This window comes from Bacillus sp. JS (assembly GCF_000259365.1).
Taxonomy (GTDB): domain Bacteria; phylum Bacillota; class Bacilli; order Bacillales; family Bacillaceae; genus Bacillus; species Bacillus stercoris.
Genome location: NC_017743.1, coordinates 949,219 through 969,276, shown reverse-complemented (window position 1 = coordinate 969,276; position 20,058 = coordinate 949,219). Strand labels below are relative to the sequence as shown.

Here is a 20,058-nt window from a genome sequence, read left to right as displayed (position 1 = left end):
ACTTTCTTTCAGGAGTAGAAATCGAGTAATATGATAAGAGGAGTGAATGATGAGGAAGTGATGAAATGGAATATAATTTACATGATACAACGGTACTAAACGAAAACATTCTTTCATCGGAGGAGCGGGAAATATGGGTGCTCTATATGAAAGTCTTAACTTCTGCCGGGCTCGGTGATGTGTCCGAATGGATGAAGCTGGATATGAGTATGCCGCAAATGAAAGTGCTGATGCTATTAAACAACCATGGAACACTGAAAGTGAGTGACATTGCTGAAAAAATGGGAGCTTCCCTGTCTAATACAACAGGGCTGCTTGACCGGCTTGAAAAATCAGGATTTGTCAAACGCTCACATTCTGAAGAGGACCGCCGCTCAGTGGTTGTTCAGTTGACAGAGAATGCGAAAAATATTTTCCGGGGTTTGTATGAAAAAGGCCACCTGAAATTGAAGCGTTCATTGGAACTGCTGTCCCCTGAAGAAAAGCAGGCTGTTTCTGAAGGGCTGTCTATCCTTTCAAGAGCATTAGAGAAAGCGAAAAAAGAATAGATCTGCAAGTCTGTCATCCGCAAACTGCGGAAACAGGCTTTTTTTATTTGACATTTAGTTCATTTAAAATGAATAATATATTTCTAGTGAACTAAAGAGGAGTTGATAAATATGTCTGAAGCATTAACAAAGCAGAAAAGCCAAAAGTGGGCAATCAGCCTGTTTACGATTGGCGTGTTTATGGCTGCTTTAGATAACGGAATTATTTCGGCTGCTTTAACAACGATAAACGAGTCGTTTGCTGTTTCTCATTCTTGGGGATCATGGGGCATCACCCTTTATACGCTCGGTCTTAGCGTCAGTGTGCCAATCGTCGGAAAGCTTTCCGACCGCTACGGCAGAAAAAAACTCTTTCTCATTGAGGTTTGCCTGTTCGGACTTGGTTCTTTGCTTGTTGCTTTGAGCCAAAGCTTCCCGCTCTTTCTGATATCGCGGCTGATTCAGGCGCTTGGCGGCGGCGGGATTTTTATCATCGGCAGCTCGCACATTCTCGCTACGCTTCCAAAGGAAAAACAAGGAAAGGCGCTTGGGCTGCTTGGCGCAATGAACGGCATGGCCGCTGTGCTCGGGCCAAATATCGGAAGCTTTCTGCTTGATTGGACCGGGTCTTGGCATTGGCTGTTTTTGATTAATTTGCCGATTGCCGTGCTATTGGTTGTTTTCGGCGCATGTTTTATCGCGGAAACAAAAGCGCCTGAGGCTAAACGCCTCGATACGGCTGGCATCTTTCTTCTGTCCCTGTCGATTTTAGCCGTGATGTACGGCATGACGAACCTTGACGGGGCAAATCTCTTAAACAGCTTGGGAAATCCGGAGGTTTATGGATGTATTATTTTTGGCATTCTTTGTTTTGCAGCGCTTATCACGTATGAAAAGAGAGTTGAAATGCGCGGGGGCGATCCGATTTTAGCGTATTCTCTGCTACGGAACAACATGTTTCAGCGCACGCTTATCATCGGTTTGTTATCCGGGGGACTCTTGGCGGCAGTCATTTTTATCCCGTCATATGTCGAGCAGTATTTAGGAGTCCCTGCCGCAAAAGCAGGCTATTGGATGACACCTCTTGCGTTGGCTTCCGGAATCGGCGCTTGGCTTGGCGGAGCGCTTACCGACAAAAAAGGTCCTGTAAAAACCGTTATTCTTTCGGGAATCATCTCATGTGCGGGGTTTGCTTTATTTCCGCTTTGGGTGACAGAAAAATGGGAGTTTATGATCGCAAGTGTGGTGGCTGGGATCGGTTTTGGCTTTCTCTTAGGGGCTCCGCTGAACGTCCTTGTATCAGAGGCGGCTAAAACAAATAAGGGCACAGCGCTTGGCACGCTTTCATTAGTAAGACAAATTGGACTGACCTTGGCGCCTACTCTTTACGCAGGTTTTATCACAGCCGGGTTCGACCAAATCGGTGATGAAATCAAGAGCCGCTTATCGGACAGCGGGCATTCAGAAAAGGCGAGGCAGATGATTCCGGAGATCGACAGTTCTGATGTTTCTACTTTACAAGATCAAGTTGAACGCATTCCCGTTCCTGAAATCAAAGCCGCGATAAGCGACGCCATTCATGCGAGTGTCGCCAGCGGCTATGACCATTTATATGCAGCGGCTGCTGTGATCTCACTGCTGGTGATTGCCGCTATCAGTATTCCAGCTTTCCGCCGGCAAAAGCGTTAAGACCACCCCATCCGTTTGGAAAGCTCTGTAATATGAGCGATATGGTGATGTGAGTGCCAGACATACAGGCCGAGCGCGTTCTCCAGAGTAATAACCTCCTTTGTATCAGGGTGATAAAACCCGCGCTGAAATTGCTGATCCGTCAGAGTGCGGAGCAGAGCCGTCCATCTTCCGTGAAGCTCCTGCAAAAGGGCGAGTGAACCGCTCGGATCTGCCGTTTTCGAGTCTTTTAACTCCGACCATGCTTTTTCATCATACGGACGGATAGCCGGCGTCTCTTCCGTCAAGCTTAATTTAAAACGAATATAGCTGTTCATATGACTGTCAGCCAGATGATGAACAACTTGCCGAACGGTCCATCCACCGTCCCGGTACGGTGTGTCAAGCTGGCTGTCCGTCATGCCTTCTACGGCTTGCTTCAGTTGGGCAGGCACTTTTTCAAGGGCTTGTATCCATTCATCTTTTTGCTCCTTCGATATGGATTCCCTCGGCTTGTATTCTCCTATTGGGTAGCTTAGGTTGTCTGTTGTCATGCATGTTCCCCCTTCTTTTCACTCTTCTCCTTTATTTTACAAGAAAAAGATTGTGTCTTGCGTCTTTTTCCCATACAATAAAAACGACACTAGTGTCATTTTTATTATTTAGGAGGATGAATCATGGAAAAACCGTTGTTTCGCACTCAAAAAGGGCTGATGACACTGTTAGCCTCACAAACCATTTCTTCACTTGGAGACTGGCTTCACATTTTGGCCGTGCTAACGTTAGCCGCTTTTCAGCTGGATGCTTCACCATTAGATATGTCGTTTTTAATGATGTCATTTGCTTTGCCTGTCATTGTACTTGGACCTGTATCGGGCCTACTCGCCGACCGTTTTGACAGAAAAACGATTATGTTTCTGTCTGAAATCGGCCGTGCCCTCACCGTTATCAGCTGCGTTTATGTCAGTGAGCTTTGGCAGCTTTACGTATTGCTATGCGTTCAGAGCTGTTTTTCTTCACTTTTTTCACCTGCTAAAAACGGAAAGCTTAAGGAATTGGCGCCGGAAGCACACCTCCAGCAGGCTGTTTCCGTCAGCAGCATCATTGATAACAGTTCAAAAATCTTCGGCCCTGCCCTCGGCGGCACGCTGATCGCTGCTTTCTCGATACATTCTGTTTTTTATATAAACGCCGGCGCCTTCTTTCTTTCCGCTGTCATTTTGTTTTTCCTCCCCAGAGATGCTTTTTTACAAAAAGCCAATACACCTCAAGAAAAAACATCAGCACTTACTTCTATCAAGGAAGGCCTTCAGTTTTTGAAACGGATGCCGCTGCTTTTAACAGGCTTACTCACAGCATGTGTCGTTCTCTTTGTTTTGCAGATTGGTGATTCCCAAGCGATTATTCTTATCCGCTCCTTTTCAGGAGCTCCGCCCGAGCTTGCAGGCTGGTGCATGGCCGTAAGCGGCGCCGGCATGCTCCTTACGGCGGTCATTGCCGGCAGACGGCAGATCACTTCTTATTTGCTTTATTTCTCAACTGGGACCCTTCTTCTTGGACTAGCGACTGGAAGTGTGCCATTTCTAACTGGCATGGGCATTGCCGGCATGGCTCTTTTTATATTTGCTTTTTTCATCATGGGGGCGGCTTTCGGCCTCGTCCATATTCCATTTCAAATTCTCGTGCAAACAACAGTGCCTGTCGATTACAGCGGCAGGGTGTTCGGCGCCATTCAAAGCGCGACAACCCTCGCCTCCATCCTCGGCATGGCGGGCGGGGGCGTGCTGGCGGAATGGATCGGTGTTTCACTTGCTTTTCTTGTCTGTGGCTGCTTGCTGATCATGATTGGGTTGATTACACTTGTAGGTAAGAAAGTTTCAGAAAGCAGGCGATATCTTGTCACCGAAAGTAACAAAGGAGCACAAGGATAAACGGCAGGCAGAGATTTTAGAGGCTGCCAAAACGATTTTTAAACGAAAAGGATTCGAATTAACGACAATGAAGGACGTTGTGGAAGAATCAGGTTTCAGCCGAGGCGGTGTCTATCTTTATTTTTCAAGCACTGAGGAGATGTTTCGCCGCATTATTGAAACAGGGCTGGATGAAGGACTCCGTAAGCTTGATAAATCAGCTGAACACCAAAGTGTTTGGGCCGCCATTTCAATCTATTTGGACGAACTGACTGAGGGTCTGCGAGATGTCGCAGATACGCTGGCGCCGGTGCAATTTGAATATTTAGTGACAGCTTGGCGGAATGAAGAGCGACGACAGTACTTGGAGAAGCGGTATGATCTTTTTGTAGAAAGGTTTTCAAAGCTATTGCAAAAAGGGATCGATCAGGGAGAGTTTCAGCCGGTTCAGCCTCTTGCGACTATCGCCAAGTTTTTCCTCAATATGAATGACGGCATCATTCAAAACGCCCTGTATTTCGATGAAGAAAAGGCTGATGTATCTGGACTTGCTGAGTCTGCAAAACTATATTTAAAAACAGTTCTGCAAGCGGAGGAGAAATAAAAAACGCGGCAGGAGCCCCCTGCCGCTTGTTTTTTTACCCTGCGTGATCACGCACTTCGACTGTTACCTTCTTCTGTTTTGGCTGATAAATTTTCCCCACAAATAAATACCCGTATTTGAACTTATTCAGCGCCCACGAGGTCAGAATCGGCCCGGCTGTACACACGGCAAACAGCAGGAAAACAGCCGGTACGGCGGGAATTTCGGGCATATTCAAAAGCAACACGTAGCCTATCATCATAAAATAGGCATGGAGCAGATAAATCGAAAAGGAATAGTTACTGATAAACATCATGATTTTCGGCACATGCTTCATTTTAGAAAACAAGTGAAAGCACAGGAAAATCATGCTTGTTGAATACAGCATGATATCAGGCCGCTTCGAGCTGATCATGCCGATTTCGCCGACATAAGAAACAGTGACAACCAGCGCACCAGAAGCAATTGCGCAACCGTATACGACCCAGCGGTATTGGTTCAGCAGCGCTAAGAAACGCTTGTACTCTTTTCCGCAATAGTAGGCTAGACAAAAGTAGAAAAGCCAGCCTGCGAACGGAACCCAGAAAAACGGAAATGACCCGCCCTCTTCAGAAGCAGGAGCCGGGCTGACTGCCGAGAAAAAGCTTAAATAAGCGGCTGTCACCACAAATGAGATAGACAGCACCCATTTCGGAGATGCTTTTTTCAAATACTCATGAAACATCATATGCAGAATGTAAAACTGAAAGATGACGAGAATGAAGTACCCGATAAAGTTTCCTAGGAATACATTCGCCAGATACTTTTGCACAAACGCGAGAAAGGTTATCTCTCCCCCCATCGCACTGGTCATCAGCAGGGCATCAATGGCCGCGATAAATAAAAAAGGAACAAAAATCACTTTTCCCCGCTTCTTTAAAAAACCTTCTGGCACCCCGTCAGGATAAGAACGCGCCAGTAAAAATTCAGAGATGAAAATAAAAGCGGGCGTGCTGAACATCAGGAGAGTACGGAAAGAATCAACAGTGTGAGAAACATCTGCAAGAACTTCTGCCTGAAGCATCAGGACCATTGAAATGATATGGAGCAGGACGACACTTAAGCACGAAATGCAGCGGATCATAAAAATTTCTTTAATTTGCATGACAGCGCTCCTTTTATTTCAAATTGACAGAAATCGATGGTTGTACCTTAACATGTCTGTTCTATTTGAAAAAGTGCCTGATGTCATATAGTGACGTATGCATGATAGACTAAGGTCATAAGACCCTATGGCTTTCTCAGACGAAAAAACCCGCTGTAACGGAGACAGCAGGTTGTTTTATGGAGATATAGATATTGCGGCTCATATTATTAGAGGATTCCCCATTATACATAAAAAAACAATATCGTTTATATTTTTCTAAAAATTAAATGCAAATCTCTTTTATCACATCAATGGAGATGAATCGGATACGTCTGACATACCTTTTATTTTCATTTCCCAAGTGGCCCGGTTGTGTTCCCTTCCACCCTTTTCTATAATAAGGGGAATAGGCAGTTAGAATCACAGTCGAGCACCGACTCATCTGTTTTTCGAAACAGCCATAGACACGGAGGATAGCATGAGAGTATTAAAATACGCCATATTAGGGCTTTTGCGAAAAGGCGAATTGAGTGGATACGACATTACGAGTTATTTTAAAGAGGAGCTTGGCCAATTTTGGAGCGCCAAGCATAGCCAGATTTATCCCGAGCTCAAAAAGCTGACGGATGAAGGATTTATCACGTTCCGGACAACGATTCAGGGCACAAAGCTGGAGAAAAAGATGTACACCCTGACAGACAGCGGAAAGCAGGAGCTGCATGACTGGCTGATCCGCCATCAGCCGATACCGGAGACGGTGAAGGATGAATTTATGCTGAAGGCATACTTTATTTCTTCTCTATCACGGCAGGAGGCTTCTGATTTGTTCAAAGACCAGCTGCAAAAACGCCAAGCCAAGCTTTCTGACTTACAGGGAAGCTATGAAAAGCTTATGGCTTCAGCAGAGCCGATGTCATTTTCTTCACCGGACTTCGGCCACTATCTTGTGCTGACGAAAGCGCTTGAGAGAGAAAAAAATTACGTTTCTTGGCTGGAATCGATATTAGCTATGATCGATAAGGATTAACCGGGAGCGTCCTTTACGTAATGCATGGGTTTGCCCACATAAAAAAATCATCTGTCTCTCGGACAGATGATTTTTTAAGCTCGGAGCGCTTTCAGCCCCGCTGCGAAAGTGATCGCCGCAAATGCAAGCAAAATGCCGCAGATCCCGAGAATATCTGTGACGCGGGCACCGTTAGCAATAATCTCAGTCAGCCCGCTCATTGCCCACTTTTGGGGAAGAAATTCAGCGATGGATTGCATAAATTTTGGTTCAATGTCGATCGGCCAATACATCCCACTCACCATACACGTTGCAATGACGAACAAGTTGCCAAACGCGAGCTGCTGTTCTGGCGTTCTGACATTGGCCGCAATCATCAATCCAATGCCGACAACGGTCAGCAGAAAAAGCGAGACCAACACCATAACCGCAGCCGGATTCCCCCAGTTGATGCCAAACAGCCAATGGGTTGCGAGAAGCAATATGCCAAATTGAATCCAGCCAATGACAAAGAAGGACAGCACATACCCAGCACCGATTTCCACTCGGCTAACTGAGGCTGTAAGCAATCTGGACCAGACGCCGTTTTTTCTTGCTTCTAAAATGGTTCCAGCCGCTCCCATCATGGTCAGCATGACAAATAGGATAGAAAACCCTGCTGCTCTGGAGGCTGTATCACTCGCTTCCGCACCCTCTTTTTTATCGCTGAGCGTCTGTCGTTTTACAGCCGGAGCTGAATCTTCATGTTTTTTGGCGAAAACTGTTTTATACGCCGCCTTCCAGCTCTCTCCCGCTGTCTGAGCTGCCGTTTTCGCCGCGGTAACCTGAATATTGAGCGTTGCCAATGTGCTTTCTGCATATTGTTTGACCATCGGCGCTTCCGACAGCTCGGGGCCGTGACGGAAAATCAGCTCAGGATGTTTGCCTTTTTCCAGCTGTGTCTGGAACGTGTGGGAAATGACGATGATCCCGACAATTTTCTTTTGTTTCAGTTTATCTGACGCTTTGTTTTCAGACATGCTTTCGAATGTATACATATTATCGTGCGCCTTCAGCTGCCGAATATAATGCTGTGAGAGAATCGTGTCGTCCTGATCAACGATTGCAAGCCGCACTTTATCATCATTTCCGCCGAGCATACTCCCAAATACAAAGGTAAGCAAAAGCGGGGCAGCAAACATGATTAAATAGTTCTGCGGCTTCTTAAAAATGAGAGAAAGCTCAATGCCGCAAATGGCTATGATTTTTTTCACCCTGGTGTACCTCCTTATCTTGTATGAAGCCGTCTGATACCAATTACAAGTGAGCAAAGCCCAATCCCCGCAAAAAGAAGCACAGGCTTTTGAAGGTCAGCCCAGCCTCCCCCTTCCATTAAAGAAAGAAAGCCGTCAAGCGCCCAGCGATTCGGCACAGCTTTGGATACAGACTGCAAGACGTCCGGAAATTGGTACAGCGGCAGCATGGACCCGCCGAGAACTGCAAGCAATTGAATACCGAAGCCGCCGATCGCATCTGCAGCTTTCATATCGCTGAGGAAGGACGCAAGCAGCATTGAAATGCCGGATACAGCAGCGGCGTAAGAAAGCCCGAGAACACTCACAAACAGCAAATTGCCGCCCCAGTCCACACCAAAAACATTGATTGTGACGATCAGAAATATGAAAAATTGTATGATGGCAAACAGATATGTCCCAAGCCACTTTCCGAAGAGAATGACAGATTTTTGCGCGGGCGTCATCAGCATTCTGGCAAGCGTCTCCGTATCCTTTTCCTGTAAAAATGATTTCGCCCCGACTGTCATATGAAACAGCATAAACATGCAAAGCATTGCAGCCGAATAGTATTGAAAACTGGTAACTGCCTTGCTGCCAACAGATTTTTCCTTAATAGTAAGCTTGTCGCCCGTTTCTCTTTCAAGTGTCTTTGTCAGCTTTTCTGCAAACTGTGCAGTGTCAAGTTTTCCTTGCTGTACAGCTGCCGTTTTGCTGACGTAATCCATTGAAGCTGACGCGGCTTCTTTTACCGCTTTATATTGGTCTATAAAAGAGCTGGCAGCTGTTTCGATGATGGAACTTTTTAATGTTTGATCAGGAGCGGCATAAACTACAGCTGAGGTTTTGCCGGATTCCCAATGTTTCGGAATGACAATACCTACATCGATTTTCTTTTCATCAAGCAGTTTCTTCATCTTGTCTTCGCTGATTGCTTGTGTGGCCTTTATCGACTTCATTTTTTTGAACACATCTTTCGTAAACATGTTCGCTGCATCTGACTGATCTGGTTGAACGTAGCCGACTTTGATCTCATCAATCCCGCTGCCTCCGTCAACAACTGATCCGAGCGCCGCTCCTAAAATACAGGTTAGGATCAGCGGCATTAGGATAAGCATCATAAACCCTTTTCTGTCTGTGATTCTGATTTTGACATCTTTCCATGCGATCCATATGCTTTTTTTCATAGCCGTCCCCCCTTAATCCCGCAACGTGCGGCCGGTCAAATTCAGAAACAGGCGCTCCAGATTCGGTTCCTGCACCTGAAGGGACAGCAGGTTTATATGATGGGCAGCGGCTTCAGCAAGCAGGCTTGTGACGACTTTCTCATGATGGGCCGCAGCAATCTCAATCTTGAGCTCTGAATCATGTACTGTCACATCATTCACATGAGCCAGGGAACGGATCGCAAAAAGAAACGCTTCATCGATCCCGCTGACTGTGAGCTGAATGATGGTATCGCCTCCAAGACGGCTGCACAAATCAGTTTTTGTACCGATCGCAATCATTTCGCCCTGATCAATAATTCCGATCCGATCGCATAAAAACTCAACCTCTTCCATGTAATGACTCGTATAGATCACCGTCATGCCCGATTCGTTGAGCTGTTTCACCGTTTCTAAAATATGATTTCTTGACTGAGGGTCAATACCGACAGTCGGTTCATCCATAATCAGCAGCTCGGGCTTATGCATTAAAGCCGCACCGATGTTGATTCTTCGCTTCATCCCTCCGGAGAATGTGTCAATTTTATCTTTGGCACGCTCAGTCAGGCCGACGTATTCGAGGACCTCTGCCGATCTTTTTTTAGCCTCACCGTGCGTAAGTCCGTACATTTTCCCCCAAAACATAAGATTCTCATGGGCCGTCAGCGTCGGATATAAAGCAATTTCCTGCGGGACAACGCCGATTTTTTGTTTCGCTTTAGCTGTTTCTTTTCCGATGACACAGCCGCCGACTGTGATGTTTCCGCTGTCATGCGGCACAAGGCCGGAAATCATCGAGATGGTTGTGGATTTTCCCGCACCGTTTGGCCCGAGCAGCCCGAATGACTCCCCCTTTTGGAGGGAAAATGAAATGCCTTTCACAATTGTTTTTTTTCCATATGCCTTTTTGATGTTTTCTGCTTGCAGCACGTTGTTTCACTCCTTTTTAATCCCATTGCCATTGTAGAAAAAAGAAAGGCATGCGGCATGTAGCGCCGGATAGAATGTAAGGCATGAAAAAAAGGCCTGTAAAAGGCCTTTTTAGAGAAATGCATATGCAAAACGTCATATGTCAAAAGACAGATACACCATATCTGACCGAGTAAATGGCGGCTTGGGTTCTGTCCCTGACAGCCAGCTTGCTGATGATATTTGAAACATGATTTTTGACTGTGCCTTCTGTAATGTACAGCTTTTCAGCAATTTCTTTGTTATTCAGCCCGTACCCCAGCTGAGCCAGAACCTCGATTTCGCGCTCGGTCAAGTCGAGCAGCTCCTTAGGTTTTTCTATCTCGTTTATTCCTTTCAGCTGTTTTTCACGCTTCCATTCATTCAGCATTTGAGCAGTCAGTTCCGGAGGAAGCACCATTCCGCCAGAATGAACAGTCATGACCGCTTTTACAATCGTATCTGCCGACATGTCCTTCAGCAGGTATCCGCTCGCTCCTTCTTCAAGCGCTTCAGCAATCAGCTCTGAGTCCTTGAAGGTTGTCAGCATCAAAACCTTTACGCCAGGCAAAGAGCTTGTAATCAATTTTGTTCCTTCGACACCATTGGAGATTGGCATGCGGATGTCCATTAACACGATATCCGGCTCCAGCTCTTTCGCCTTTTCGAAGGCTTCCTGTCCGTTTCGCGCCGTTGCGATCACATCGAGCTCTTCTCGGAGCTGAAGCAGGGATGCCAGCCCTTCTCTGACGATATCCTGATCGTCGGTAATGATGATCTTAATCATGATAAATTCTCCTTTTGCTGCGCGGGCCCGAAGCTCCATTTTTTATTAGCCAGTGAAAATTCGGCGATTACAGTAAACCCTTGATCCCGTTCGCTCTCAAAGCGGATCATTCCGCCATGCTCCGCTGCCCGCTTTTTCATATTCAAGAGACCAAAGCCAAGTGCCGCTTCTGGATTTCCTTTGCCGTCATCCTTAATGACAAGGCTTACGCTGTCCGTTGTGCAGGCAAGCTGTATCGCACAGGCTGTGGCGCCGCCGTGCCGTTTGGCATTGGTCAGTGCTTCCTGCACCGTTCTGATCAGGGTCGGATGAAGAGAGAGCGGGATGATTGCAGGATCACCGCTAACCGCAAATTCGGTTGTGACTCCTGCATTTTTGTAAAAGTCTTCTGTCAGTTGTTTCAGCGATTCGATTAGCGAAGGATCGTTTTCCGTTTGCAGGGTGCGTACTGATAAGCGGACATCATCAAGCGCTTCACGGGCAAGCGTGTCACAGACACCGACTGTCTCATCCGCTTTTTGGCTGTCTCTTTTTTGCCATTCACGCAAAAGCTGCAGCTGAACGAGGAGCGCCGTCATTTTGTGTCCGACTGTATCATGGATTTCCCTTGCCATTCTATTCCGCTCATGAATGGCGGTCAGCTCCTCAACCTGCTTCGCATATAAATGCAGCTCCTCATGGGCAGCAGACAGCGCCAAGTGGGATTCTGTCAGTTCCCGGTACTGCTGTTTTGCCGTTTCCTGCGCATCCAACAGCTTGCGGATTAATTTGCCCACAACACCGCAGAAGACAACGAATGTCATGCTGGTCAAATGATCAATGACAAATTCATTGCCGAACATCGCATATGTACGGATGAGGACGCTCAAAAACAAAATAGAGCAAAGACATAAGACAGACCATGCTGTTCTTTTAGGAAACCCGCGCAGAAAAAAGGCGACCGCAACCGGACAAAGCATAATAATGAACAAACCTGTGCTGGGAAAGATAAATCCGAACGAAAAGCCGATTGCAATATCAATCAGGCAGAACCAGATGGCATTTGTCTCTTTTGTCAGCAAAACATGATTGGCTGCATACATGGCAGCACCTGCTGCGATAAATACATATCCAAACCAGTTATCCTCTTTGACAATGGACAAATACATTAAACAACTCACCATCAAGGTGAACATTCTCGTAAAAAAAAGAGCCTTCACGCTCATCACTCCCGATACCCAATTCCCTTCTTATCATACCTGCCTCAGGGCATTTTTGACAGGAGTTTCTGGAAAATAAAAAATCCCCCTGCCGTTTTTTCGGCAAGGGGATTGCAGTCAAATCACAAATAGAATATGGGCCCCGGAAACAGGATCTTTCACGCGGAAGCTGTTTTCCATTTCTTCGATCGAATATCCGGCGCGTTTGACTCGGTCAGCCACTTGATCCAGCTCCTCTTGATGAGGCAGGACAACCGTGTAATAGTCTAGTCCGCTGGCATTTGTCGGTTTGGGCGGCGCGTTTCTTCCCGCCCAAATGTTTAAGCCGATATGATGGTGGTAGCCTCCGGCTGAAACAAAAAGAGCGGACATGCCCGCATAGTTTCCGACAATGTCAAAGCCCAGTACATCTGTATAAAACGCTTTTGCTTCGTTCAAATCACTGACATGCAGATGAATGTGTCCGATGATTGTATCGTTGGGAAGCGCAGTTTTCCGCTCATCTCCTGCCTCTTCCAGAAGGCCTTCAATGTCAACAGCGGTTGTTGTCATGACGTAGTTCCCTTCCCGGTCACGCTGCCACGTGCTGCGGGGGCGGTCAGCGTACATTTCAATGCCGTTGCCATCAGGATCAGACAGGTAGAGCGCTTCGCTGACAGCATGGTCTCCATGCCCGATGGCAATGCCGTGTTCAATCAGGCGGGCGAGCGCGATCCCAAGTTCCTTCCTGTCCGGAAGAAGAATCGCAAAGTGATAAAGGCCTGTTACAGACCGTTCAGGCAAGACGACGGCGCTTGGATTTTCTTCAAGAATAAGCAGAACGCGCTTCCCGTCAGCCGTTAATTCAGCTCGATGATCCGTCTTTTTTAAAACTTGAAAACCGATGACGTTACAGTAGAACTGAAGGGAACGCTCCAAACTGCGGATTGTGAGTTTGGCATAGCCAATGTGTGTATCCTCATGAATGCTGGTCATGCTGTATGCCTCTTTTCTTATGCTGATACGTTTGTGTTCTTTTTTCCTTTAAACACTAATGGGTCCAGTGCCAGGAATCGGCTTCCAGTAAGCGCCAGGTGGATGGATGTCAAAAGCAGAAGGTAATCAAATTCTGCATTGCCCATGAATGGCGCTTTCAGCTTAACTGTGATGATGGCGCCGATCAGTGTAAGTGCGAACAGTACACCGACAATACGTGTAGCCAATCCGAAGAAGACAAGCACTCCGCCAATGAGTTCAATCGCTGCGATGACATACGCCATAAAGCTTGGAAGGCCTATGCTGCCGAAAAATTGGATGGTGCCCTCCATTCCCTGAAACTTAGACAAACCGTGGACAAAAAAGATAATACCTGTAATAACTCTTAAAAGTAATGTGCCAATTTCAAATGATTTATTCATTTGTTCCTCCTTGATAAATGTTATCACTTACTTAATGTAAGCTAGTATATATACATAACTTGTTTACGTCAAGTAATTTTGTTACATTTTACGAAAATGACATAAAAGTACTATAAAACTGTAACAAAAAAGACCTCTGTGCAGGACAAAGGTCTATTTCTCAAATTGGCTTTCATATAAGTTGCTGTAAAATCCTTTTTGCCGGATCAGATCATCATGGCTGCCCTTTTCAATCATTTCGCCGTCTTTCAGCACCACAATCTGATCCGCTCTTTGAATGGTATTCAGCCTGTGGGCAATGATGACGCTTGTTCTTCCTTCCATTAAACGGGCAAGCGCTTCTTGAATGTTGACTTCCGTTACGGTATCAATGTTGCTTGTTGCTTCATCCAAAATGAGAAGAACCGGATCGGCAAGCACCGCCCGCGCTATAGAAATTAACTGTTTCTGTCCTTGACTGATGCCCGAGCCGTTTTGCGTCAGCACGGTGTCGTACCCTTTTGGCAGCCTTTCAATAAAACTATGGGCATTTGCTGTTTTTGCAGCTGCTTCTACTTCCTGATCAGAAGCATCAAGCCTGCCGTAGCGAATATTTTCTCTGATCGTTCCTTGAAACAAAAACGAATCCTGAAGAACAAATCCCATGTTTTTTCTCAGGCTTGCTCTAGTAAGGGTTTTAATATCTGTACCGTCGATTAAAATTTTTCCTTCGTCAGGCTCGTAAAAACGGGCGAGTAGGTTGGTGACGGTCGTTTTTCCCGCTCCCGTCGGCCCGACAAACGCAATGGACTGCCCGGCAGGCACGGTAAACTGTAAATGCTTCAGTGTATGTCGCCCTTTATCGTAACCGAAGGACACATCCCGAAATTCAATGCTTCCTGTTTGGATAGGCTGATGCACGGCGTTCTTTTCATCCTCGCGCTCTTCTTTTTCATCAAGCACGTCAAATACCCGTTCAGCGCCGGCAATTGCGGACAGCATTGTATTAAACTGGTTGGCCAGATCGTTTAAAGGACGTGTAAATTGTCTTGAATACTCGGCAAAGACGACGATTGAGCCGATCGAGATCCAGCCTTTCAGCGCGAACAGACCGCCAATTGCCGCAATCATTGTAAAGCTTAAGTTATTCAAAGAGTTCATGACTTTCGGGATAAACCCTGAAATCGTCTGCGCCCAAAAGCCCGACGTCTTGAGAGCAGCGTTTTTTTCGAGAAATTCAGCAGTAATCTGCTTCTCACGCGAATAGGCTTTGATGACCTTTGCGCCGGAAACAGATTCCTCAATATACCCATTCAGATCACCAAGATTTTTCTGCTGTTCTTTAAACAGCTTTCCCGTTCGGTTGGTGATCCATTTCAGGCTCGCTGCCATTACCGGAATAATGGTCAGCGTAATCAATGTAAGGAGCGGGCTCATGTACAGCATCACCGCAACGGTCCCGACAAAGGTGATCACGCTTGACAAAATTTGAATGACTGACGTATTTAAGGTAGAACTGACATTTTCGATGTCATTCGTCACCCGGCTCATCAGCTCGCCGTGCCGCTGTTTATCAAAAAACGGAATCGGCAGCTCATGCAGATGGGTGAACAATTCGCTTCTCATTCTGAAAACCGTGCCCTGCGAGATCGTAATCATCCAATAGTTTTGAAACCAGAGCGATAGGGACTGAATGATATAGATAGCGAGCAGAAGAAGCAAAACAGGAATCAAACCATTGACCGTTTTCCCAACGATAAAATGGTCAATGGCCTTTCCGATCACAAAGGGGCCAAGGAGCCCGAATATCGCGCTGATGACAACCATCAGCATGACAAGTACGAGCAGTCCTTTTCGTTCAGCCAAGTAAGACCAGATTCGTCTCAGTGTACCCTTTGTATCCTTTGCTTTCGCCCGCTTTTTCGCGCTTTCTTTTTTGTCAATTGGCAGTTTGGGATATTGGAAAGGCTTGCGGATGTCTTTTAGCATGACTCGCTCCCCTCCCTTCCGAATTGTGACTCGTAAATGCACTTGTATAACTGAGATTCAGAAAGCAGCTCACTGTGAGTGCCTTTTTCAATCAGTTCGCCGTCCTCAAGCAGCAAAATCTGATCAGCTTTCATTGCTGTGGTCATTTTTTGCGTAATGATCAATGTTGTGCACTCGTATGTGCTGATTGCTTCAAGCAGCTTCGCCTCCGTTTGCAGATCAAGCGCGCTTGTGCTGTCATCTAATAGAAGGATTGCCGGATTTCGGATCAGCGCCCGCGCAATGGAAATCCGCTGTTTCTGGCCGCCGGACAGATTGACGCCCCTTTGCCCCAAAACTGTGTCATATCCATTTGGGAGCTTCAAAATCGTTTCATGAATTTGCGCGTGTTTGGCCGCATCCATTATTTCATCTAGTGAAGCATTTTCTTTGCCCCAAGCGATATTTTCTTTGATTGTGCCGGAAAACAAGAGAACCTCCTGCGGTACATATCCAATTTGCCTGCGCAGCCCTTCAGCCGGAAAATCTTGAACCGGCTTTTCATCTATGTAAATACGGCCTGCATCCGGCTGATAAAGCCGCGGAATGAGCTGAAAAAGCGTGGACTTGCCCGAGCCTGTCGCACCGAGAATCGCGATCGTTTCTCTTGGCTTTGTTGAAAATGAGACATTTCTGAGCGCTTCCCTGTCCATTTCAGGATAGCGGAAGGATACATGCTGAAACTCAATCCGTCCCGCCAAACGATCAGATATGATGCCCTCCTCCCGCTCGTCGCCTTCTGTTTCAAGCACCTCGCCGATTCTATCTCCTGAAGCCTTCGCCCGGGTGAAAATCATAATCAAAAACGGAAACATCGAAAGCGCGCCCGTAATTCGTGTGGCATAGTTAATAATCGCAACAACATCGCCGACCTGAGTGCTTCCGCTCGTGATACTGTAGGCCCCCGCCCACAAAATCAACAGGATGCAGAGATTCATCAAAAGCATCAATACAGGCATCGTGAATTCCACAAGCTGAAAGGCAGAAACCGTTTTTTCCATCAGCCTTGTGTTGGCTTTGATAAATTTTTTGACCTCGTGGCTGCCGCGAAGCAGCGCTTTGATCAGCTTGATTGCGGTTAAGTTTTCCTGCATGATGGTGTTCACTTGATCCAGCCGTTTCTGCACTGAACGGAACAGCGCCCCGCCTTTCTTTAATACCCATAGCAAAAACAAGAACAGGATCGGAATCGCCACAAGCAGAAAAAAGCCGAGCTTCACATTAACGGCAAGCGACAGCACAATGCCGCCTGCAATCATTAAAGGAGCCCGCAGCATAAACCGCAAACTCATAAAAATCATATTTTGAACCTGTGTGACATCGTTTGTCAGCCTTGTAATATAAGAAGAGGATGAAAACTGTCCAAATGTAGAATAGGAGAAGGACTGGATTTTTTGAAAAAGCCCTTTTCTCGTATCATAGGAAAAGCTTTGGCTGACATGGGCGGCATAAAAGGAATTCAGCATCCCCGCCGCAAAGGATAGCACGGTCAGCCCGATCATGACCGCGCCCCATGTCCATACATGCCGCAGATCTTGCTTCAATATCCCATCGTCGATGATTTTCGCAATCAATAAAGGCTGCATCAGTTCAACTACAAGCTCCGTCAGCATAAGAATCAGCGCAATTCCCGCCAGCAATGAATATGGTTTTAAAAACGACAAAGCCTTTTGCATGTAAAAGCCTCCAAACCCCTTTTAGCAATATGTACTTTTTATTTTAATTGTTTATAGAACTTGATGAAAGAATTTTACTGTAATGATGTGTTATAAAAACATGAACAAAATCACCTTATCTTTTATTCGAGAGCTATTTACTGACTGATCTAAGTTCATTAAACACATATCGAGATAAGTTTATCTCTAGTAAAGTTGAGGTGATGGATGAACTTAGATAGATTAGGGAAGTTGCTGAAACCATAGGAATAATGAAAAGTATAAATATTAAAACGAAGATCTTTTTGCGAGGAATTAATCTGACAAAAATGTAGTGAAAAATTTCTAAAACCTAACTAAGACACTAAATAGAGTGCATGATTAAGCACTCTATTTAGAATCTGTACATTTTAATTTACCGAATAAATACTAAAGCCACTCCATATCCCTTACTCTTGTCGAACTCTTTAATGACTCTCATGACCTGCCACCCTTGTTTAGGAGATTCAGCCTTTGTTGCCATTCCGTCATTATGCGCTTGAATAAAGTCTCCAGCTTTTACTGTGCTGTCGCATCTGACATAAACCTGGCCTACAAGGCCCACAACATTCCATTCATCTCTCTCTTCCCTAGAGGCATAGTTCTTATCTGGCTTATAATCAGGATTTTCCATAGGCGCCATGACGATTTGGCCATTGGCATCTTTCTGTTTTTCATAAATATATCCGCCAAAATCATTTTTCAGGTATCTTCCAGACCAATGGAAGCTTGACTCACCAAGTATTACACCAGCTGTTTCAGAAATAACTCCAAGCATGAAGTCACCTTTTTTTGCGGGTCTAATTTTATCTCCCTCCAAAGTAACTAGGGTTCCTGTCGGAATTTTTTCACCGCTTAGACTCTCAAAATATTCAGCGTAATCCGAGAACGTTTGGGAACTTTTTATGCTTCCTGAAGCCTTAATTGTTCCATCTTTTGCATGAAATTCAATCTTTCTGTTTGATGAGGATGGTGTGCTCCCGCTTGCCCATCCTAGAGCAACTGAGTCTGAGTTCGGATTGATTGTATTATATGAGGCTATCACAGAAGATTGGGCTGCTCCAGTTGCTCTGCTTCGAACAGATCCAGCTACAAAATTATTATTTCCAGTAGCATGGGAATCACGAGAGCCAATAACCCCGCTTCCTTTATGTTTAAACAAAAAGTACGGCGTCACGACGCCTCCAATCTTAAAATCTGTTTCGTAGCCTGAAAAGTCACAATTAGAAACATTAAGATCAGGGTCAACAGAAAAAATCCCAACTGTACCACTGTTATTTTTAGGCGATCTTTGCCCCCATACATTACTAACTACAGACTCGTACATACCGCTCCCAAAAACAACACCCTTTTCGGCTGAATCGATCAATGTCACACCATCAATCATTACCTTGCCGACAGAATTGTCGCCACCTACAATATAAAGATCATTATCAGCAGTTTTAAATCCTCTAATCGTTATATTCTTTAAATTGATTAGACGCCCTTTATAATACACGCTTACGACTGAATTTCCCTTATAGTTAATGGAGGAATCATCGCATATAGCATGAAAATTCACCACATTGACGCCATCGTAACCTGAAATTTGCAATGCATTCGGCCCTGCCCCTTTGTACAGATCACTCGGCTTAGGGTTATATGCGATACAGTTAGCCAGCTGAACGTCATGAGCTGATGCTGATTGAGGATCACTTGCTGTGTGGTGTCCTATATGCCGAATGCAAAAACTAATTGCATTTTCATAGGCACGGCAGTTCACAAGTTGAACTCTTTTTGCAGCCGGAGCATAATCATGAGCTTTAATTTCAAATCCTCGAACTCCTCCAATTGCGATGCAGCTATCAACCATTACATCCTGAGAGCCATCATCGATTTCAAAACAGTTTGTATTTGAAGACCCATCATTTAACCCCATCGGATGGTAAGAAAGACAATGACTGAAAGTCGTATGCTTTCCAAAGTGACATGTGAAATTATCATCGCCAGAGCCTGTTGCTTCGCAATATGAGAAGGTTACAAAGTTGCAGCCACTAGGCTGATAAAAGGTAGGATCATCATGTTCTCCGTGTCTGTTATAATTAGGGCTTGTAGCATCAAACCCGTGAAGGCCGGCATTTTTTGCAAAAACATGCTCTACAAAAGAGTAATCCACATTTGCAAAAAGCAAGCAGCTTGAAGTGGGCCCCTTAGGGATCTTCCATCCGGCAGGACGCGTATCTTTATTCCAGTCCAGTGTCAAATGTCCAATGTAGATATTTTCATTACCATTTGTATGATCACTATTGGTGAGTACAGAGTGACCAACTGGCGTATCGTCTAATAACTTGATGATGGTCCTTTTTTTACCCGCTCCAACCAGCATTGTATTCGAAGGAACGAGCAGGCCAGATACCCTAAATACGCCTGCAGGGACTTTTATGAGATAACCGCCTTCGGCCATCGCATCATGAAATGCTTGCGTATCATCTGTGACTCCGTCTCCTTTAGCTCCATAATCCATTACGTTTCGTTCATCAAGGTACTCAAATCTGTTCTCATACATTTTGAGTCTTTCATTTAAGTTTTCAAAAGTTGTTATTCCATCACTTAAAGCAATCCCAATTTTACTATCAATCGTTTCGAAATTCTCGGCAAGCTTGGAATCAATTTCAATACTTTCAGTGCTTTCAGGTTTGTAAAGACCTAAAAACGTTGTATGATTTTCCATTTTTACTCCCCCTATTGGTT

Annotated in this window: 17 protein-coding genes; 5 read left to right on the top strand and 12 right to left on the bottom strand. The window is 45.5% G+C overall.

What is annotated here, in order from left to right; genetic code table 11:
• Window positions 1-65: 65 nt before the first annotated feature.
• Window positions 66-548 carry a MarR family transcriptional regulator gene (locus MY9_RS04740; RefSeq protein WP_014663255.1) on the top strand — a complete coding sequence of 161 codons (483 nt, stop codon included), beginning with the start codon at window positions 66-68 and terminating at the stop codon, window positions 546-548.
• A gap of 111 nt (window positions 549-659) precedes the next feature.
• Window positions 660-2,216, top strand: a complete 1,557-nt coding sequence (locus MY9_RS04735; RefSeq protein ID WP_014663254.1) for an MFS transporter — start codon at window positions 660-662, stop codon at window positions 2,214-2,216.
• Here the strand turns inward: MY9_RS04735 and bstA are convergent.
• Entirely contained in the window at window positions 2,213-2,749 is a 537-nt protein-coding gene (gene bstA, locus MY9_RS04730) for a bacillithiol transferase BstA (protein ID WP_014663253.1), read from the bottom strand. The genes MY9_RS04735 and bstA overlap by 4 nt on opposite strands.
• A gap of 123 nt (window positions 2,750-2,872) precedes the next feature.
• Between bstA and MY9_RS04725 the strand changes: the two genes are divergently transcribed.
• Both MY9_RS04725 and MY9_RS04720 read left to right on the top strand, forming a co-directional pair.
• Complete coding sequence (locus MY9_RS04725) at window positions 2,873-4,126, top strand: MFS transporter (RefSeq protein ID WP_014663251.1); 1,254 nt, start codon at window positions 2,873-2,875, stop codon at window positions 4,124-4,126.
• Window positions 4,092-4,709 (top strand): TetR family transcriptional regulator, encoded by a 618-nt coding sequence (locus tag MY9_RS04720; protein ID WP_014663250.1) that lies wholly within the window; start codon window positions 4,092-4,094, stop codon window positions 4,707-4,709. Before MY9_RS04725 ends, MY9_RS04720 begins: the two co-directional genes overlap by 35 nt.
• A 34-nt stretch (window positions 4,710-4,743) precedes the next feature.
• Here MY9_RS04720 and MY9_RS04715 read toward each other — a convergent pair whose 3' ends face one another.
• The gene (locus MY9_RS04715; RefSeq protein WP_014663249.1) at window positions 4,744-5,832 is read right to left on the bottom strand and encodes an acyltransferase family protein; all 1,089 of its coding nucleotides are present in this window, start codon (window positions 5,830-5,832) and stop codon (window positions 4,744-4,746) included.
• 460 nt (window positions 5,833-6,292) lie between these two features.
• On the opposite strand from MY9_RS04715, the gene padR reads away from it, so the two are divergent.
• A complete protein-coding gene (gene padR, locus MY9_RS04710) occupies window positions 6,293-6,841 on the top strand; it encodes a transcriptional regulator PadR (protein ID WP_014663246.1) in 549 nt (182 codons plus the stop codon).
• 74 nt (window positions 6,842-6,915) lie between these two features.
• On the opposite strand, the gene lnrN is transcribed toward padR, so the two are convergent.
• From lnrN to MY9_RS04660, 10 genes are all read right to left on the bottom strand, one after another.
• A complete protein-coding gene (lnrN, locus tag MY9_RS04705; protein WP_014663245.1) occupies window positions 6,916-8,073 on the bottom strand; it encodes a linearmycin resistance permease LnrN in 1,158 nt (385 codons plus the stop codon).
• 14 nt (window positions 8,074-8,087) lie between these two features.
• Window positions 8,088-9,278, bottom strand: a complete 1,191-nt coding sequence (locus tag MY9_RS04700; protein ID WP_014663244.1) for an ABC transporter permease — start codon at window positions 9,276-9,278, stop codon at window positions 8,088-8,090.
• A 12-nt stretch (window positions 9,279-9,290) separates the two neighbouring features.
• Window positions 9,291-10,226: a linearmycin resistance ATP-binding protein LnrL gene (lnrL, locus tag MY9_RS04695; protein WP_014663243.1), complete on the bottom strand. Its 936-nt coding sequence runs from the start codon at window positions 10,224-10,226 to the stop codon at window positions 9,291-9,293.
• A 142-nt stretch (window positions 10,227-10,368) separates the two neighbouring features.
• Window positions 10,369-11,031 (bottom strand): two-component system response regulator LnrK, encoded by a 663-nt coding sequence (gene lnrK, locus MY9_RS04690; protein WP_014663242.1) that lies wholly within the window; start codon window positions 11,029-11,031, stop codon window positions 10,369-10,371.
• Window positions 11,028-12,230 carry a two-component system sensor histidine kinase LnrJ gene (lnrJ, locus tag MY9_RS04685; protein ID WP_041521270.1) on the bottom strand — a complete coding sequence of 401 codons (1,203 nt, stop codon included), beginning with the start codon at window positions 12,228-12,230 and terminating at the stop codon, window positions 11,028-11,030. The genes lnrK and lnrJ overlap by 4 nt, the downstream gene beginning before the upstream one ends.
• Before the next feature lie 117 nt (window positions 12,231-12,347).
• Window positions 12,348-13,205 carry a catechol 2,3-dioxygenase gene (catE, locus tag MY9_RS04680; RefSeq protein ID WP_014663240.1) on the bottom strand — a complete coding sequence of 286 codons (858 nt, stop codon included), beginning with the start codon at window positions 13,203-13,205 and terminating at the stop codon, window positions 12,348-12,350.
• Between the two features lie 17 nt (window positions 13,206-13,222).
• Window positions 13,223-13,627 (bottom strand): DoxX family oxidoreductase CatD, encoded by a 405-nt coding sequence (catD, locus tag MY9_RS04675; protein ID WP_014663239.1) that lies wholly within the window; start codon window positions 13,625-13,627, stop codon window positions 13,223-13,225.
• Window positions 13,628-13,780: 153 nt separating this feature from the next.
• The gene (locus tag MY9_RS04670) at window positions 13,781-15,595 is read right to left on the bottom strand and encodes an ABC transporter ATP-binding protein (protein ID WP_014663238.1); all 1,815 of its coding nucleotides are present in this window, start codon (window positions 15,593-15,595) and stop codon (window positions 13,781-13,783) included.
• Window positions 15,589-17,310, bottom strand: coding sequence for an ABC transporter ATP-binding protein (locus MY9_RS04665; protein WP_014663237.1), 1,722 nt, complete (start codon window positions 17,308-17,310; stop codon window positions 15,589-15,591). Before MY9_RS04665 ends, MY9_RS04670 begins: the two co-directional genes overlap by 7 nt.
• A 394-nt stretch (window positions 17,311-17,704) precedes the next feature.
• On the bottom strand, window positions 17,705-20,038 hold the full coding sequence (locus tag MY9_RS04660) for a peptidase G2 autoproteolytic cleavage domain-containing protein (RefSeq protein ID WP_014663236.1): 2,334 nt from the start codon (window positions 20,036-20,038) through the stop codon (window positions 17,705-17,707).
• Between the last annotated feature and the right edge of the window lie 20 nt (window positions 20,039-20,058).

Coding starts and splice junctions, on each gene's coding strand:
- MY9_RS04740 (WP_014663255.1), top strand. CDS start 66: ATGGAATATAATTTACATGATACAACGGTACTAAACGAAAACATTCTT.
- MY9_RS04735 (WP_014663254.1), top strand. CDS start 660: ATGTCTGAAGCATTAACAAAGCAGAAAAGCCAAAAGTGGGCAATCAGC.
- bstA (WP_014663253.1), bottom strand. CDS start 2,749: ATGACAACAGACAACCTAAGCTACCCAATAGGAGAATACAAGCCGAGG.
- MY9_RS04725 (WP_014663251.1), top strand. CDS start 2,873: ATGGAAAAACCGTTGTTTCGCACTCAAAAAGGGCTGATGACACTGTTA.
- MY9_RS04715 (WP_014663249.1), bottom strand. CDS start 5,832: ATGCAAATTAAAGAAATTTTTATGATCCGCTGCATTTCGTGCTTAAGT.
- padR (WP_014663246.1), top strand. CDS start 6,293: ATGAGAGTATTAAAATACGCCATATTAGGGCTTTTGCGAAAAGGCGAA.
- MY9_RS04700 (WP_014663244.1), bottom strand. CDS start 9,278: ATGAAAAAAAGCATATGGATCGCATGGAAAGATGTCAAAATCAGAATC.
- lnrK (WP_014663242.1), bottom strand. CDS start 11,031: ATGATTAAGATCATCATTACCGACGATCAGGATATCGTCAGAGAAGGG.
- catE (WP_014663240.1), bottom strand. CDS start 13,205: ATGACCAGCATTCATGAGGATACACACATTGGCTATGCCAAACTCACA.
- catD (WP_014663239.1), bottom strand. CDS start 13,627: ATGAATAAATCATTTGAAATTGGCACATTACTTTTAAGAGTTATTACA.
- MY9_RS04670 (WP_014663238.1), bottom strand. CDS start 15,595: ATGCTAAAAGACATCCGCAAGCCTTTCCAATATCCCAAACTGCCAATT.
- MY9_RS04665 (WP_014663237.1), bottom strand. CDS start 17,310: ATGCAAAAGGCTTTGTCGTTTTTAAAACCATATTCATTGCTGGCGGGA.
- MY9_RS04660 (WP_014663236.1), bottom strand. CDS start 20,038: ATGGAAAATCATACAACGTTTTTAGGTCTTTACAAACCTGAAAGCACT.